This window comes from Pseudomonas maioricensis (assembly GCF_022790535.1).
Taxonomy (GTDB): domain Bacteria; phylum Pseudomonadota; class Gammaproteobacteria; order Pseudomonadales; family Pseudomonadaceae; genus Aquipseudomonas; species Aquipseudomonas maioricensis.
Genome location: NZ_LOHG01000021.1, coordinates 15,246 through 32,015 on the forward strand (window position 1 = coordinate 15,246; position 16,770 = coordinate 32,015).

Here is a 16,770-nt window from a genome sequence, read left to right on the forward strand (position 1 = left end):
AATGGCAAAGGCAGAGAACACATGCTCGCCTGTTGCACGTCCAATAACAAGACAGAGATTCAACCCACAGATCGACGCTATTTCTGCAGGACCTACATAGCTGACCTCAGTAGAGGTCAACCGTTTCCTGGCATAACTGCTTGGCAAGCATTCCGAGCGTCATCAGCGCCCGCTCTGCCTCACGATTCCATGGAATGCCACAGTTCAGACGAATACAGTGATTGAACTGTTCTGTATTGCTGAAGATAAGTCCCGGTGCAATGCTGATGCCCTGCTCCAAAGCTCTGATATGCAGTTCCTGGGTATTGACTCGCCCAGGCAAGCTGACCCACAGAATGAAACCACCCAGAGGTCGGCTCATTTGCGTTCCTTCAGGGAAGTACTGCTGTACAGCCAGCTGAAATGCGCTGAGATTTTTTCGGTATTCCACGCGGATAAAGCGCAGATGCCGATCATAGCCCCCATTTTCCAGATAGGCAGCAACCCCCATCTGAGTGACGCTACACGCCGAGTGAGTACTGAATATCTGCAGACGCTGAATTTCTGCCTGATATTTGCCCGCAATCATCCAGCCGATACGCACACCCGGCGACAAGGTTTTTGAGAAGCTGGAGCAGTAAATAACGCGGCCTAGCCGGTCAAACGCCTTCAATGCCTTGGCGCGCCCCTGCTCAAACATCAGCTCGCCATAGATATCATCCTCAACCACCTGGATGTCGAAATCGGAGACCAGACGCAGCAAGTGCTTCTGACGCTCTTCGGGCATGGTGCTGCCCAAAGGATTGCTCAGCCGCGAGGTGAGCACCAACGCCTTGATAGACCATTGGTTGGCCGCCAACTGTAATGCCTCAAGACTGATGCCGGTTTGCGGATCACTGGGAATCTCAATGACTTTGAGGCCTAACAGGTCAGCCAACTGGAGCAACCCGTAGTAACTTGGCGATTCTGCCGCAATCAGGTCACCAGGCCGCGTAACCACGCGCAACGCCATCTGCAAGGCATCGACGCATCCGTGGGTGATGACCACGTCGGCCGGATCAACCACCACGCCTGCATCACGCATGCGAATCGCGACCTGACGACGAAGCGGCTCGAATCCTGGGCTGAACATATAACTGAAGGCCCGCGGGCTCTGGAAGCGCGTCACTTTGGCGATCTGCTGATGCAGGGCGCGCACCGGAAGGTAGTCAACGTGAGGCACTGCGGCGCCCAAGGGGAATACCCCCTCTCGGCGCGACTCCATCAAAACCTGCTGAATGATACTGCTGCGCGTTACCAGCCCGGGCCTTTCAACCCTGGCAATATCGGGCGTAGGCGCCGTTAAAGCCGGCGTCTGGTGCACGTAATAACCGGACTGGGGACGCGCCCGGATCAAGCCCTGATCTTCCAGATTCGCATAGGCCTGCAAGACGGTCGCATGACTGACATTGAGCTGAGAACTCATCTTGCGCACGGAAGGCACACGCTCGCCGGGCTGATAAACACCACGGCGAATATCTTCAGCCAGTTGCTGAGCGATTTTTTGGTAGAGCAGAAGGTTGGTCATGACGCAGCCTCTAGAACCGCTGGCGACTTGCTTTTGTAAGGAAAGAGTCGTTTTGTCACCAGAACAGTTGTGAAGTGTACTGGGACAGTTTCCCAAAGGGCTAGCCCTGCGATGAGTTGTTTAAATAATTAATCAGGCAAAAACGCCAACCAACCGGCTTTTTTGGCCAAAAAAAATCGACACCTGAAAACAGGCGTCGATTTTTTTAAACTTTTTAACGATTAGGGCCGAGATGCCCTTTTGAATCAGAAAAAACGATCTCAACCCGACGGTTTTTCGCGCGCCCACGCTCCGACGCGTTGGCCTCTACCGGATATTCATCACCGTAGCCCTGAACGTGGATACGTTTTTCATCAACACCCAGGTCCGTCAGCACGTCAGCCACCGATTGCGCCCGCTCCTGGGACAAGCGCAGGTTTTCCTGCTTGTCGCCGATGTTATCGGTGTAGCCTTCGATACGAACGATACGCTTTGGATTGAGCTGCAGAAATTGCACGACTTTGAGCACAGTCCGGTTGGCCGAGCTTTTCAGTTCAGCATGACCGGTATCGAACAACACATCGCCCAACGTCATGACCAATCCACGCTCGGTCTGCGTAGTGGCAAGGCTGACAATCTGGTCTTCCAGCCACTGACCGTGTTGCTGAGCGCTGGCCAGCTTCGCCTCCCGCAATGCCAGCTGCAAACGCTGACGCTCCATCTCCAGCTTTTCCAGGCGCTCGCTATTGAGCAAAAAATTGCTGTGCTCGCGAGCGATCTCACTGTAGCGACTGCTGAGGTAGGCGTAATGCGCCACGTCACTGCCACTGCCCAGATAGCTCGACAACCGCTCTGCCTTGCCCAGCAACTCACCTGCCCGGACTACATCCTTGGGAGCGCTGCGTAGAACATCGCCGTCTTCTTTAACTTTCTGGAAGTCGGCACTGGCCTGCTGCAAAGCCTGCTCGCCGCCCTGGTGACCTGCGCACCCATAAAGTCCGGCAGAGCCCAACAGCAGGCAGACGCTTAATACACGAGGAATACGCTTCACTGGCCTTCCCCCAACTGCTTGCGCAGACGATTGAGGCGAGTATTCAGTTGAGTCACTTGCTCCTGACTCTTTTCAGTCAGAACCCGGGCCTCCGCCAGACGCGCATCCAGTTCAGCCTGTTCGGCCTGCATGCGCGCAGCCTTATACGACTGGTTGGTCATATCGGACCGGGCCTGAGCCAGTTTCGATTCTGCCGACTGCATGGCTGGCTCATCGTCAACCGCACCTACAGCCTTGGCCTGAGTAACGGCTTTTTCAGTCAGCTTCATTTGTTCAATCGGGGCCGGATCATTGGCACAGCCAGCCAATGCAGCGAGCGCCATAGCGGCAAATAACGCGCGTTTTTTTACAAACACAGTCGCATAACCAATTACAGAAGAAATCACAAAAAACATTCCTACTTGTTTGAGGCGCTGGCCGGTTGCAGTAGTTGAGCCTTCCAGATTTCCAGATTGCGTTTAACTGCTTCGCCCGACAGACCAGAGGCGGCCGATTCTGTCATCTTTTTGGCCAGTTGTCCGCGAAGCCAGGGATCATTGCAGGCCGAGTTGAACGACAGCGCGAGATACAGGCCCGGCCGGTCCACAGGCTCCGGGCGCGCGAGCAGATCCTTGGCAAGCCCCAGCGTCTGCACCATCGCCATGCCCGGATAACGACTGGCAAGCACGTAGTCTACCTGGCCCAGCATCAACTTCTGGAAGGCCTCTGTGAGATTGGGAAGACGCTCAAGCGTAAGGTGCGCCTTGGCAGCCGCCTCGAACGCTTGCGTGAGGCGAATTCTTTCGGAAGCAGCGCCAGTGTGACCTTGAAGATCAGCCAGTGTGCTGAGCGGCAATGCCTGATCGTGACCGGTCCAGACCATGATCTCATTCTGGATTAGAGGCGGATGGATGTAGTCCAGCGCCTCCAGCTCAGTCTGATTCAAGGGCGCATCCACCAGCATGTCCATACGACCGCTACGCACCTCTTCAAGCGCCTGGCTTCGTTTACCGGCATATAACACTTCGACTTTGATGCCCAACTCCTGCGCCGCCTGCTTGAACAGGTCAGCATTGGCACCCATCAAGTGTTTCGGATCCTGAGGGTCACGCCATAGATAAGGCGGCGCATCCGGGCTGCCGGTAACGATCAAACGTTCGCACTTGCCTGCTGCAAACGCCTGAACGGGCAGGACGAGCAAGCCGATTGCGAGCGCTGAAAGCAGCTTTGTTGGCCGAGCCATGGAGAGTCCTTTATGCATCAGTTTTTTGCGCCAAGGTTTTTTTGCCCATCGCTTTATTTGCCTATAGAAAGACAGCCAATAAAAAACCCGCTCGCCCGGATCACGTGAACTTGCACTCGGTGCAATGCTCACAGGCCGAAACGAACGGGCTTCTATAGAAGCAGTTATAAGGCAGGCGTCTGGATTAAACCAGCTTCTCCAGCTCAGGGATTGCTTCGAACAAGTCGGCGACCAAACCGTAATCGGCTACCTGGAAGATAGGAGCCTCTTCGTCCTTGTTGATCGCGACGATCACTTTGGAATCTTTCATACCCGCCAGATGCTGGATCGCGCCGGAAATACCCACCGCAATGTACAACTGAGGAGCAACGATCTTGCCGGTCTGACCGACCTGCATGTCGTTCGGCACGAAGCCTGCGTCCACTGCGGCACGGGAAGCGCCAACAGCGGCACCCAGCTTGTCCGCCAGCGCGTACAAGTGCTTGAAGTTGTCGCCATTCTGCATGCCACGACCGCCAGAAACGACGATCTTGGCAGCTGTCAGCTCTGGACGATCAGACTTGGCCAGTTCTTCGCCAACGAAGCTGGACTTGCCTGCATCATGAGCAGCGGAAACTGCTTCAACCGCGGCAGAACCACCCTCAGCAGCAACCGGATCGAAACCGGTGGCACGAACGGTGATCACTTTGACCGACGCCGACGATTGCACTGTGGCGATAGCGTTACCGGCGTAGATCGGACGCTTGAAAGTGTCTGCCGATTCCACCGAGATGATCTCGGAGATCTGGTCAACGTCCAGCAGGGCAGCAACGCGTGGCAGGATGTTTTTGCCGTTGGAAGTAGCAGCAGCCAGAATGTGGCTGTAACCACCGGCCAGTTCAACGACCAGTGGAGCGATGTTTTCCGGCAACTGATGGGCGTAGGCGGCGTTATCGGCTACCAGCACTTTAGCCACACCCGCTACTTTGCCAGCAGCGTCGGCAACAGCAGAAGCGCCTGCACCGGCAACCAGTACGTGAATGTCGCCACCGATTTTGGCAGCTGCAGCGACAGTGTTAAGAGTGGCCGGAGCCAATGCAGCGTTGTCGTGTTCAGCGATTACCAGGATAGTCATGGTCAGATCACCTTCGCTTCGTTTTTCAGTTTCTCGACCAATTCAGCGACCGACTTGACCTTGATGCCCGCGCTACGTGCAGCAGGTGCTTCAACCCTGATGGTCTTGGTAGTCGATGCGGTGGAAACACCCAAAGCGTCAGGCGTCAGCACTTCCAACGGCTTCTTCTTGGCTTTCATGATGTTTGGCAGCGAGGCGTAGCGTGGCTCGTTCAGACGCAGGTCAGTGGTGACCACCGCTGGCAGGCTCAACGAAACGGTTTGCAGACCACCGTCGATCTCACGGGTCACAGCAACCTTGTCACCGCTCACTTCGACTTTCGAAGCAAAGGTACCCTGAGCAAAACCGCTCAGAGCTGCGAGCATCTGGCCAGTCTGGTTGTTGTCGCTGTCGATCGCCTGCTTGCCGAGGATAACCAGCTGTGGCTGCTCCTTGGCAACGACGGCATTGAGCAACTTGGCAACAGCCAGGGAGTTCAACTCATCAGCGGACTCAACGAGGATGGCACGATCGGCCCCCAGAGCCAACGCGGTACGCAGCTGCTCCTGAGCGTTGGTCGGGCCAATGGAAACCACCACGATTTCGGTCGCAACGCCCTTCTCTTTCAGGCGTACGGCTTCTTCCACAGCGATTTCGCAGAAGGGGTTCATCGACATTTTGACGTTAGCGAGATCGACGCCGGAGTTGTCCGCCTTGACGCGAACCTTGACGTTATAGTCGACCACTCGTTTGACAGCTACAAGAACCTTCATGGATTCCTCGTTTCTCTCCGGTGAAAAGAAGTCGCCCGGCTAGCAGCTAGCCAAGCGATTGATATACGTCATCAGTGCAGCAATACCACCTCTGGAAACAGCCGTATTCGTACAGAACGAACGGTGAACTCAATAAACAAGCCACCAAAAACAGGGATAAACGCCAGATGCCGTACATCTGACGCAAACGGGCGTGTAAACTTCGCACCCGCATATTTGCGACCTGGATTTGCCTGTAGCGCGCTCGTGACGCCTCAGAGGTGCAGTTTAGGCGATGTCCAGCCTACGGCGAGCGCAAAACCGTCCGTATCTTGACCGCAACCCGTTATGCGGTCAATACGACAAAACCGCCAGTCATGAGCCGCGCATCTATGTTTTATATGGCCTGCGGCCATTTCAAACAAACGTTTGTATTGGCCCTGTCAGGTGGTGTAGATATAATGCGCCGCATTTGAACGTGCGCGGGTTGCTGATGCCCGACACGTAGCCTGTACGCTTCATATAAAAAAATACTGTGAGCCTTGAGTAGGAGATAGCCTGTGGAACGCGAATTTATGGAATTCGACGTCGTCATCGTCGGTGCCGGCCCCGCCGGGCTTTCTGCCGCGTGCCGTCTGAAGCAAAAGGCTGCTGAAGCCGGTCAGGAAATCAGCGTCTGCGTGGTGGAAAAAGGCTCCGAAGTTGGCGCACACATCCTCTCGGGCGCAGTGTTCGAACCTCGCGCCCTGAACGAGCTGTTCCCGGACTGGAAAGACCTCGGCGCACCGCTGAACACTCCGGTCAAGCGCGATGACATCTATGTTCTGCGCAGCGCTGAAAAATCAGTAAAAGTCCCTGACCTGTTCGTGCCCAAGACCATGCACAACGAGGGCAACTACATTATCTCGCTGGGCAACCTGTGCCGCTGGCTTGCTCAGCAGGCCGAGAACCTCGGCGTCGAAATCTACCCGGGCTTCGCCGCTCAGGAAGCCCTGATCGACGAAAACGGCGTAGTACGCGGCATTATTACCGGCGACCTGGGTGTCGACCGTGAGGGCCAGCCAAAAGACGGGCTGTATACGCCCGGTATGGAGTTGCGTGGCAAGTACACGCTGTTCGCCGAAGGCTGCCGCGGACACATTGGCAAGCAACTGATCAAACGTTTCAACCTTGATACCGAAGCTGACGCACAGCACTACGGCATCGGCCTGAAGGAAATGTGGGAAGTCGACCCGGCTAAACACGAACAAGGTCTGGTGGTACATACCGCCGGCTGGCCGCTGGACGACGACAACATGGGCGGCTCCTTCCTTTATCACCTGGAAAACAACCAGGTGGTCGTTGGCCTCATCGTCGACCTGTCTTACAGCAACCCTTATCTGTCGCCGTTCGACGAATTCCAGCGCTATAAACATCACCCGGTCATCGCCCAGTACCTGGAAGGCGGCAAACGCATCAGCTATGGCGCGCGGGCGATCTGCAAGGGCGGCCTGAATTCGCTGCCAAAAATGGTCTTCCCGGGTGGCGCACTGATCGGCTGCGATCTGGGCACGCTTAACTTCGCCAAGATCAAAGGCAGCCATACCGCCATGAAGTCCGGCATGCTGGCGGCTGAATCGGTGGCAGAAGCGTTGCTGGCAGGCAAGGAAGGCGGCGATGAACTGAACGCTTACGTCACCGCATTCAAAAACAGCTGGTTGCATGAAGAGCTGTTCGCCAGCCGTAACTTCGGTCCGGCACTGCATAAGTTCGGTGCGATCATCGGCGGCGCGTTTAACTTTGTTGATCAGAACATCTTTGGCGGCAAGCTGCCGTTTACCCTGCACGACACCAAGCCGGATTATGCCTGCCTGAAGCTGGCCGCGGACTCGGCGAAGATTGACTACCCGAAACCCGACGGCAAGCTCAGTTTCGACAAGCTCAGCTCGGTGTTCATCTCCGGTACCAACCACGAAGAAGAACAGCCTTGCCACCTGAAGCTGACTGACCCGAGCATCCCGATCAGCACCAACCTGCCCTTGTACGACGAACCGGCCCAGCGTTACTGCCCGGCAGGCGTTTATGAAGTGGTCACGCAGGAAGACGGCGAGAAGCGCTTCCAGATCAACGCCCAGAACTGCGTGCACTGCAAGACCTGCGACATCAAGGATCCTTCGCAAAACATCACCTGGGTGACACCAGAAGGCAGCGGCGGCCCAACGTATCCGAATATGTAAAAGAACAGCGGCAAGTTCTTAGCTGCAAGCTGCAAGAGAAAAGCCCCTTACGGGGCTTTTTTTATTCACAAATCAGGCAGGGATTCGCAGGTGAACGCCCTCTTCGCCCGGGTTTCGATCAAAGTAGCGTTTGTACTCGCGACTGAATTGCGAGGTGCTCTGATAGCCAACGCAATGCGCAACCTGTGCCACTCCCATTCCTTCGGCAATCAACATTTGCTGGGCCTTGAGCAGGCGCAGCCGTTTCAGATACTGGACCGGCGATAACAATGTGCTGCGTTTGAAATGCTCGTGAAACGTCGAAGCACTCATGTTCGCCTGCCGTGCCAGGGTTTCGACATTCAGCGGCTCGGCGTAATGACTGTGCAGATAAGCCAGTGAAGCGGCGATTCGGGAAAAGTGACTCTGCTGCGCGACCAGCGCGCGCAAGACACCGGCCTGTGGGCCACGTAACGCAGCGTAAAGCACCTCGCGCAAGCGTGACGGGCCCATGACCTGACAATCCAGTGGATCATGCAGGCAGCGCAACAAGCGCTCGACACTTTCACGCATCGGCGCATCCAGCACAGCAGACGTCATTGATTCAGGTGTCTGCGCTTCGACGACCTGATCAGGCATAGGCCCCATGGCCTGCACCAACTCGCCCAACATCACACGATCAATCGCTACTGACACCCCAAACAAGGGCGCCTGAGGCGTGGCGAACGTTTCACACATGAACGGCACCGAAAGCGCCTGAACCAGATAATGCCCGGCACCGTAATCCAGAGTACGCGACCCCAGACTGGCCAGCTTACCGCCCTGAGCAATGATCATCAGGCTCGGCTCGTAAATCTGCGGGCTGCTTGCCACATAGGTAGAGAGCGACACCACGTTGACTTCAGGCAGCAGCGTCGGCACAAAACCCGGGCGTGTCGCCAAAGGCTTGATCAGCGAAACGAGAGTGGCATTGGCATCGGAATGATGAGGCAACGACATGAGGCACCGAGCAGAGGATTAGACACTTGCATCATCGCAGATATGCGCCGTAGAGCAATCTTGAGCCACCAATATCCGTAGGAATAGGCATGACTCACGGAGGAATGTTCATGGCCCTGAAAAAGCCGTTCCCGGACAATTACCAGTTCAATTTGTCATCACCTTGCGAGGTTCATCATGTACACAGCTATCGGTTATGCCGCTCAATCATCGACCGCGCCCCTCGCCCCCATGTCCTTCGAACGCCGTAGCCCGCGCCCGGACGACGTGGCCATTGACATCATGTTCTGCGGCGTTTGCCACTCCGATATCCACCAGGCCCGCGACGAGTGGGGCTTCGCTGCTTACCCACTGATGCCCGGCCACGAAATCGTCGGCAAAGTGACCGCCGTCGGTGCTGATGTCGCCAAATACAAAGTCGGCGATCTGGTCGGCGTTGGCTGCATGGTTGACTCGTGCCGCAGCTGCGATGCCTGCAAAGCGGACCTGGAAAACTACTGCCAGAACGGCATGACACCGACTTACGCCGGCAAAGACCGCATTGACGGCAGCCTGACGATGGGCGGCTATTCGGACAGCATCGTGGTCAGCGAGCGCTTTGTCGTGAGCATCCCGGAGAAACTGAACCTGGCAAGCGCCGCACCGATTCTGTGTGCCGGTATCACCACCTACTCGCCGCTCAAGCACTACGGCGTCAAAGCGGGCGACAAGGTTGGCGTATTGGGCATGGGCGGCCTGGGCCACATGGGCATCAAGTTCGCCAAGGCGATGGGTGCTGAAGTCACCCTGTTCACCCGCTCCGCCAGCAAGGCAGAGGAAGGTCGTCGTCAGGGCGCTGATCACGTGGTCATTTCCACCGACGAAGCACAGATGCAAGCCGTTGCCGGGACCTTTAACTTCCTGCTGGACACCATCCCCGTGCAGCACGACCTCAACCCGTACCTGCAAACCCTGCGCTTCGACGGTGTGCACATTCTGGTCGGGCTGATCGAGCCTGTAGATCCGCCGGTTAACGCGGTCAATCTGGTCATGTCCCGCAAAGTATTGGCGGGCTCGATGATCGGTGGTATGGCAGAAACTCAGGAAGTCCTGGATTTCTGCGCCGAACACGACATCACCTGTGATATCGAAATGCTCGACATCCGCAATATCAATGAAGCGTTTGAGCGCGTCGTAAAAGGCGATGTGAAATATCGCTTTGTGATTGATATGGCGACGTTGAAGGCGTAACAACCGCAGAAATACGGTAGGAGTGAGCTTGCTCGCGATAGCGTCAGACCAGTCAGTTAATTATCGACTGTCATATCGCATCGCGAGCAAGCTCACTCCTACAGATACTGGTGTTCAGCCTCCTAACTCAGCCGACAACCTGGCCGCCACCTGCTTGATCAACGGCACCAGCTCGGCCATTTTTTCCAGCGGCATGTAAGGCACGGTACTGGCGATGCTGATACCGGCAACAATGTGCTTGCCCGCATCACGAATCGGCGCTGCCACGCAGCGAATCGAAGGTTCGTTGTCCTCCAGATCAAAAGCGTAACCGCCCTCGACATACTCATGCATACGTTGCCGAACCTGCTCCCAGGATTGCTCCTGATGGGCCGGCCATAAAGGATTCGGCGCCATCTGCGGCAGACTGACCTGATACAGACGCTGCCATTCACTTTCAGGACTGTCCAGCAACAATGCCTTGCCAATCCCGGTGCGCGCCAAGGGCATGCGATGCCCGACCCGCGAACGCATCTCCGGACCGTTACGGCCTGGGTTCTTGTGCAGGTAAAGCACTTCGTCGCCATCGCGAATAGCGAGGTGGACGGTGTCGCCAGTCAACTGCGAAAGCTCATCCAGGTACGGCCGGGCGAGCATGGCCAAAGGCACCTCTTCACGCGCCTGGAAACCCAGCTCGATCAACTTCGGCCCCAATAGATAACCGACCTGCGGTAAAACTCGCAGATAGCGCTCCTCTACCAGACAGCTCACCAGCCGGTGGGTCGTGCTGCGCGTGGTTCCAATGCGCCGGGCGATTTCCTTGAGATCCCGAGCACCGCTAGCGACGGCCTGGACCACGCCCAGCCCACGCAGCAGCGTTTGTGTGCCGGTCGGTGCAGAATCCCTGGAGGTGCTGCTTGCTGTGTCGTCGAACGCTTGCGACATATCAGACCTGATCCCATCAAAAAGCTGGCGGCATTATCGCCGCCAGCCTGTATCTGTGCCAACCGCGATGCCGACGGTTAAAGCTCGATACGCTCGACCTTGCCCACCAACAGGATGTAGGACAGCGCGCCAATCAGCGCCAGCACTGCAATGTAGGTGATGGCAGGCGCAAAAGAATCACCGGAGACCAGGAAGCCAATCACGATCGGTGTGGCAATGGCCGAGAGATTGCCGATGAAGTTGAAGGTCCCGCCGGTCAAGCCCAGCAGACGCGCCGGAGCCAGGGTCGAGACCAGCGACCAGGTGATTGAAGCCAGACCGTTACCGAAGAACGCCAGCGCCAGGAACGCGATGACCAGTGGCGTCGAGTCAACGAAGTTGGCGCCAATGATCGAGGTAGAAATCAGCAGACCGGCAATGATCGGTAATTTGCGCGCAAAGCCAACGGTGTAACCACGACGGATCAACCAGTCGGAGAAGAACCCCGAACACAGCACACCGACGAATGCTGCGAGGAATGGCAGCGACGCCAGCAGGCCAGACTTGATGAAATCCATGCCGCGATATTTCACCAGGTAGGTCGGGAACCAGGTCAGAAAGAACCACAGCGTCGAGTTCAGGCAGAACTGGCCCAGATAGATCCCCCAAAGCTTGCGCTTGGTGAGCACGATGCCCAGATCCGCCCAACTGAACGGACGTTTTTCTTTGGCCGTGTCAGCCTGGATATCCACCAGTCCGCCACCTTCACGGATCAGTTGAATCTCCGCGTCGTTCACGCCTTTGAAATCACGAGGCTCGCGGTACACCATGTACCAGATCACCGCCCAGAGCACGCCCACTGCACCCGTGCTGACGAACACCATGTGCCAGCCGTAGTGCGCTTGCAGCCAGGCCAGCACTGGTGTCAGAAATGCCAGACCGACGAACTGTCCTGAGGTGTAAAAACCAATGGCCGTAGCCCGCTCACGCTCGGGGAACCAGGTTGTGACAACGCGGCTGTTGATGGGATACGCCGGGGCTTCCAGCGCACCCACTGCCATACGCAATACGAACAGCGCGATGAAGCTGGCAGCAAATCCGAGCATGATGGTCGCGATGGACCATAGCGCCAGCGCGGCGGTGTACAGAATCCGCGGCGGTACACGGTCAACCAGCCAGCCACCGGGCAATTGCATGGCGGCGTAAGTCCAGCCGAATGCAGAGAAAATCAACCCGACATGCACCGGGTCGATACCCAGCTCGCTGGTCAAGGCTGGCGCAGCGATGGACAGGTTACTGCGGTCCAGATAGTTGATCACGACCGTGATGAACAACAGGACCATGATGAAATAACGTTTGCGGGTAGGCGTGACTAATGACGCCGCCCCTTCGAGTGTGCGGGTTTGCATGTGAGGTGCCTCTTTTTGTCTTTATTGAGGTCGCTATGAACTGGGTGAACGCCTGTAGGAGCTGCCGAAGGCTGCGAATCGCGGTGATTCAGGCAGATCGCTTTCGCGGCCTTCGGCAGCTCCTACAAGGGTCAGGCGTCAGCCTGAGAAATCACCACTCCGCAAAACTGCCGTCGGCATGACGCCAGATCGGGTTGCGCCAGCGATGGCCGATGGCCGCGCGTTCTTTGACGTACTCCTCGTTGATCTCGATGCCCAGGCCCGGCCCGTTGGGGATTTTGACCATGCCTTTGTCGTAGTCGAATACTTCAGGGTTCTTGATGTAATCGAGCAGGTCATTGCTCTCGTTGTAGTGAATACCCAGGCTCTGCTCCTGAATGAATGCGTTGTAGCAGACCGCATCCAGTTGCAGGCACGCAGCCAGGGCAATCGGTCCCAGCGGGCAATGCAGTGCGAGGGCAACGTCGTAGGCTTCTGCCATGTTGGCGATTTTGCGGGTTTCGGTAATACCACCGGCGTGGGAAGCATCAGGCTGAATAATGTCGACGTAGCCTTCGCTCAGCACGCGCTTGAAATCCCAGCGCGAGAACAGTCGCTCACCCAGCGCGATCGGCGTGCTGGTCAGCGGCGCCAGTTCTTTCAGCGCTTCGTAGTTCTCGCTGAGTACCGGCTCTTCGATGAACATCAGCTTGTACGGATCCAGCTCTTTCATCAAAACCTTGGCCATGGGCTTGTGCACCCGGCCATGGAAATCGACGCCAATCCCGACATTAGGCCCGACCGCATCACGCACCGCTGCGACATTGGCCAGCGCGAGGTCGACCTTATCGAAGGTATCGAGAAATTGCAGCTCTTCGGTACCGTTCATCTTCACTGCGGTGAAGCCCCGCTCCACCGCTTCTTTGGCGGCACGGGCGGTGTCCGCCGGGCGGTCGCCGCCGATCCATGAATAAACACGGATCTTGTCGCGCACCTGGCCGCCGAGCAAATCGCTGACCGACACACCCAAGTGCTTGCCCTTGATATCCCACAACGCCTGATCAATACCGGCCAAAGCACTCATGTGCACCGCACCGCCGCGATAGAAGCCACCACGGTAAAGCACCGTCCATATGTCTTCGATGTTGCGCGGGTCTTTACCGATCAGGTAATCAGACAGCTCCTCAACAGCCGCTGCAACCGTGTGGGCGCGGCCCTCAACCACCGGTTCGCCCCAGCCAGTAATACCCTGGTCGGTTTCAACCTTGAGGAAACACCAGCGCGGCGGGACAATAAAAGTCGTGAGTTTGGTGATTTTCATGTGTGCGATTCTCTTATTTGAAGTGGCGCCTTTAGCGCTCTGGTTAACTCAGAAACGTTCGGTAAGCTGTTTCCAGGCTGCGACATAGGCATGAGCACGCTCGCCCACATCAGCCACGCTCATGCCGGGCTTGAACAAGCCCGACCCGAGGCCGAAACCTTTGACGCCTGCATCCAGAAACACCTTCATGTTGTCCGGCGTAATGCCACCCACCGGAACCAGCGCAGTCCCCATAGGTAAAACCGCCAGCCAGGCTTTCACGACGGCCGGGCTCATTTGCTCGGCTGGAAACAGCTTCAGCACATCAGCACCTTCAGCCAGCGCAGCGAAGGCTTCGTTGGGCGTGGCCACGCCAGGCGACAGGAACAATCCTGCTTCTTTGGCTGCGCGCAGCACCTTCGCATCACTGTGCGGCATAACAATGACCTGCCCGCCCGCTTCCTTGACCAGATTGACCTGTTCAGGGGTCATCACGGTGCCCGCTCCGATCAGGCAATCGGCAGGCAGGCTCTGACGTAACAGACGGATACTGTCGTAGGGCTGCGGCGAGTTGAGTGGCACTTCGATGACCCGGAAACCTGCCTGGTACAAGACATCACCGATGGCGGGAGCTTCGGCCGGGCGCAGGCCGCGCAGAATGGCGATCAAGCCGTTTTCGAGCAGTGCTTGCTTGAGCATGTCAGACCTCTAATGGATGAGAAGCGAGCAAGCCGGCTTTGAGCGCCACTTGCCAGAGACCGCGCTCAGTGGCCTGTTCTGCCACCGTCACGTGAAGAAAACCGCAGGCTTGCAACGCTCGCCCATAACGCAGACACAGCTGCTCGCCACCCAGAAGAATGACGGGAGGCAATTCGCAATGATCGGCACGCTGCAGAGTGGCGAGGGTTGCCAGCTCATGACCGATCAGCAGACCGGACAAGTAGTCCGGCTGGGCATCAGCGCTGAGCTGGCCGGTTAGCCCAAGGGTGCGGCAACTGAAGATGGTCGACAGCGGTCCTACGGCACCATCAGGCGACAACGCCACCGCCACGCCAAGATCGAACGCCGCCTGATCGAAAGCATCGCTGCGTTGCATGGTGCGCCCGAGAATCGTGTGGTTGCTTAGCGCGGCAAACACTTCGCCGGTCATGAAGGTATCGAAGTGCAGGATGCAACCGTCGACAGCCTGCACCCATTTGGAGTGGCTGCCGGGCAAACCGATCAACAGAGGTTTGAGGGTTTCGGTCGCGGATAAACCGGCGAGTACACCCAGCACCTGGGTTTCTTCGCCCCGCATGACGTTGGGCAGCACCGAACGCTGAAGTACACCCGGGATGATGTGGACATCGACGCCACGCAGGCTGCGTACGGTTTGCAGAGCGGAACTGAGGCCGGAAACGCTGGCCGGGGTTTCCCGGTAGACCGCTTCCCGCCAGCCTTGGGCGCTACCGACCATGCCACAGGCAATGACCGGCAGATCAGGCTCGGCGTCTAGCCAGTCGCCGCACGCTTCGTCGAACGCCAGTTCAAAACCGTCGCTGCAAAGTTCGCCGGCGATCATGCGCGGCGTACCCGGTAGTTGCATGATGCCTGCGCTCAGCGAGCGCTGTTCCAGAACCCGGCCATGGTCGCCGAGTCGATAAGCACGAAGTGAGGTTGTCCCCCAATCGAGCGCGATCAAATGCGCTTGCATCGCTTCACCTATTATTTTTTGAGCAGTGAGTGCGAGGAGGACTATAAACCTGAAACGGCGAATATCTCAATATGTAAATTTGAATCCCATATTTTGGGATTTTTTAGCTCCTGCAGAATTCTGTGGGAGCTGAGCTTGCTCGCGATAAGCCTGGACGAGCTCGAACTGCAATGCGCGGTGTCCTTATCGCGAGCAAGCTCAGCTCCCACAAGGGAATGCATTCCAACCAAAATCTTCATCCATAAAAAAACCGCCCCGAAAGGCGGTTTTTTATGTCAGCTACAACCAGACGATCAACGCTCCAGCAGGATCCGCAGCATGCGACGCAGCGGTTCGGCCGCGCCCCACAGCAATTGGTCGCCTACGGTGAAAGCACCCAGGTACTGGGAACCCATATTCAGTTTGCGCAAACGTCCCACCGGGATGCTCATGGTGCCGGTCACGGAGGTCGGGCTCAGCTCCTGAATGCTCGCTTCACGATGGTTTGGCACCAGCTTCACCCAAGGGTTGTGCTGGCTGATCAAACCTTCGATGTCGGCGATTGGCACATCCTTATTGAGCTTGATGGTCAATGCCTGGCTGTGGCAACGCATCGAGCCGATTCGTACGCAGATGCCATCGACCGGAATCGGGCTCTTGAAGCGACCGAGAATCTTGTTGGTCTCGGCCTGGCCTTTCCACTCTTCACGGCTCTGGCCGTTCGGCAGTTCCTTGTCGATCCACGGGATCAGGCTGCCAGCCAATGGCACACCGAAGTTTTCCGTTGGGTAGGCATCGCTGCGCATGGCTTCAGCGACCTTGCGGTCGATGTCCAGAATCGCACTGGCAGGGTTGGCCAGATCATCAGCAACAGCCGCGTGAGTCGCGCCCATCTGCTTGATCAGCTCACGCATGTTCTGCGCGCCTGCTCCAGAGGCTGCCTGGTAGGTCATGGCATTCATCCACTCCACCAGACCGGCTTCAAACAGACCGCCCAGGCCCATCAGCATCAAGCTGACCGTGCAGTTACCGCCGATGTAGTTTTTGGTACCCGCGTCGAGCTGCTGGTCGATGACCTTGCGGTTAACCGGGTCCAGAACGATGACCGCATCATCCTGCATACGCAGGCTGGAAGCGGCATCGATCCAGTAACCTTGCCAACCGGCTTCACGCAGCTTCGGGAACACCTCATTGGTGTAGTCGCCGCCCTGGCAGGTCAGAATCACGTCGAGGGTTTTCAGCTCGTCAATGCTGTAAGCATCTTTGAGCGGAGCCACGTCCTTGCCCACGGAGGGGCCTTGGCCGCCTACGTTGGAGGTAGTGAAAAACACCGGCTCGATCAGATCAAAATCCTGCTCTTCCAGCATCCGCTGCATGAGCACGGAACCGACCATTCCACGCCAACCGATCAGACCTACACGTTTCATCGCAACTACACCT

15 protein-coding genes are annotated in these 16,770 nt (G+C 57.0%); 2 read left to right on the forward strand and 13 right to left on the reverse strand.

All coding sequences use genetic code 11. From position 1 onward, the window contains the following. Positions 1-106: 106 nt before the first annotated feature. The 6 genes from AUC61_RS23085 to AUC61_RS23110 form a co-directional block, all read right to left on the reverse strand. The gene (locus AUC61_RS23085; protein WP_122666531.1) at positions 107-1,546 is read right to left on the reverse strand and encodes an aminotransferase-like domain-containing protein; all 1,440 of its coding nucleotides are present in this window, start codon (positions 1,544-1,546) and stop codon (positions 107-109) included. A 214-nt stretch (positions 1,547-1,760) separates the two neighbouring features. After that, positions 1,761-2,576: an OmpA family protein gene (locus tag AUC61_RS23090; RefSeq protein ID WP_243248494.1), complete on the reverse strand. Its 816-nt coding sequence runs from the start codon at positions 2,574-2,576 to the stop codon at positions 1,761-1,763. Continuing rightward, positions 2,573-2,899, reverse strand: coding sequence for a DUF4398 domain-containing protein (locus AUC61_RS23095; RefSeq protein ID WP_243248535.1), 327 nt, complete (start codon positions 2,897-2,899; stop codon positions 2,573-2,575). Before AUC61_RS23095 ends, AUC61_RS23090 begins: the two co-directional genes overlap by 4 nt. A 74-nt stretch (positions 2,900-2,973) precedes the next feature. After that, positions 2,974-3,798, reverse strand: a complete 825-nt coding sequence (locus AUC61_RS23100) for a substrate-binding periplasmic protein (protein ID WP_243248495.1) — start codon at positions 3,796-3,798, stop codon at positions 2,974-2,976. Between the two features lie 184 nt (positions 3,799-3,982). Beyond that, positions 3,983-4,912 (reverse strand): electron transfer flavoprotein subunit alpha/FixB family protein, encoded by a 930-nt coding sequence (locus AUC61_RS23105; protein ID WP_243248496.1) that lies wholly within the window; start codon positions 4,910-4,912, stop codon positions 3,983-3,985. 2 nt (positions 4,913-4,914) lie between these two features. Continuing rightward, positions 4,915-5,664: an electron transfer flavoprotein subunit beta/FixA family protein gene (locus tag AUC61_RS23110; RefSeq protein WP_243248497.1), complete on the reverse strand. Its 750-nt coding sequence runs from the start codon at positions 5,662-5,664 to the stop codon at positions 4,915-4,917. Between the two features lie 539 nt (positions 5,665-6,203). Here AUC61_RS23110 and AUC61_RS23115 point away from each other — a divergent pair. Further along, complete coding sequence (locus tag AUC61_RS23115) at positions 6,204-7,859, forward strand: electron transfer flavoprotein-ubiquinone oxidoreductase (protein ID WP_243248498.1); 1,656 nt, start codon at positions 6,204-6,206, stop codon at positions 7,857-7,859. 72 nt (positions 7,860-7,931) lie between these two features. Here the strand turns inward: AUC61_RS23115 and AUC61_RS23120 are convergent, their stop codons facing one another. Continuing rightward, the gene (locus AUC61_RS23120; RefSeq protein WP_243248499.1) at positions 7,932-8,837 is read right to left on the reverse strand and encodes an AraC family transcriptional regulator; all 906 of its coding nucleotides are present in this window, start codon (positions 8,835-8,837) and stop codon (positions 7,932-7,934) included. Between the two features lie 177 nt (positions 8,838-9,014). Between AUC61_RS23120 and AUC61_RS23125 the strand changes: the two genes are divergently transcribed. Further along, complete coding sequence (locus tag AUC61_RS23125; RefSeq protein ID WP_243248500.1) at positions 9,015-10,067, forward strand: NAD(P)-dependent alcohol dehydrogenase; 1,053 nt, start codon at positions 9,015-9,017, stop codon at positions 10,065-10,067. A 114-nt stretch (positions 10,068-10,181) separates the two neighbouring features. Here the strand turns inward: AUC61_RS23125 and AUC61_RS23130 are convergent, their stop codons facing one another. From AUC61_RS23130 to asd, 6 genes are all read right to left on the reverse strand, one after another. Next, a complete protein-coding gene (locus tag AUC61_RS23130) occupies positions 10,182-10,991 on the reverse strand; it encodes an IclR family transcriptional regulator (RefSeq protein WP_243248501.1) in 810 nt (269 codons plus the stop codon). A gap of 77 nt (positions 10,992-11,068) precedes the next feature. Beyond that, positions 11,069-12,379: an MFS transporter gene (locus tag AUC61_RS23135; protein WP_243248502.1), complete on the reverse strand. Its 1,311-nt coding sequence runs from the start codon at positions 12,377-12,379 to the stop codon at positions 11,069-11,071. Between the two features lie 151 nt (positions 12,380-12,530). Then, positions 12,531-13,679 (reverse strand): galactonate dehydratase, encoded by a 1,149-nt coding sequence (dgoD, locus tag AUC61_RS23140; RefSeq protein ID WP_027900875.1) that lies wholly within the window; start codon positions 13,677-13,679, stop codon positions 12,531-12,533. Between the two features lie 48 nt (positions 13,680-13,727). After that, the gene (locus tag AUC61_RS23145) at positions 13,728-14,357 is read right to left on the reverse strand and encodes a 2-dehydro-3-deoxy-6-phosphogalactonate aldolase (RefSeq protein WP_243248503.1); all 630 of its coding nucleotides are present in this window, start codon (positions 14,355-14,357) and stop codon (positions 13,728-13,730) included. 1 nt (position 14,358) lies between these two features. Then, a complete protein-coding gene (locus AUC61_RS23150; RefSeq protein WP_243248504.1) occupies positions 14,359-15,351 on the reverse strand; it encodes a 2-dehydro-3-deoxygalactonokinase in 993 nt (330 codons plus the stop codon). Positions 15,352-15,644: 293 nt separating this feature from the next. Beyond that, positions 15,645-16,757, reverse strand: a complete 1,113-nt coding sequence (gene asd, locus AUC61_RS23155; protein WP_027900872.1) for an aspartate-semialdehyde dehydrogenase — start codon at positions 16,755-16,757, stop codon at positions 15,645-15,647. Between the last annotated feature and the right edge of the window lie 13 nt (positions 16,758-16,770).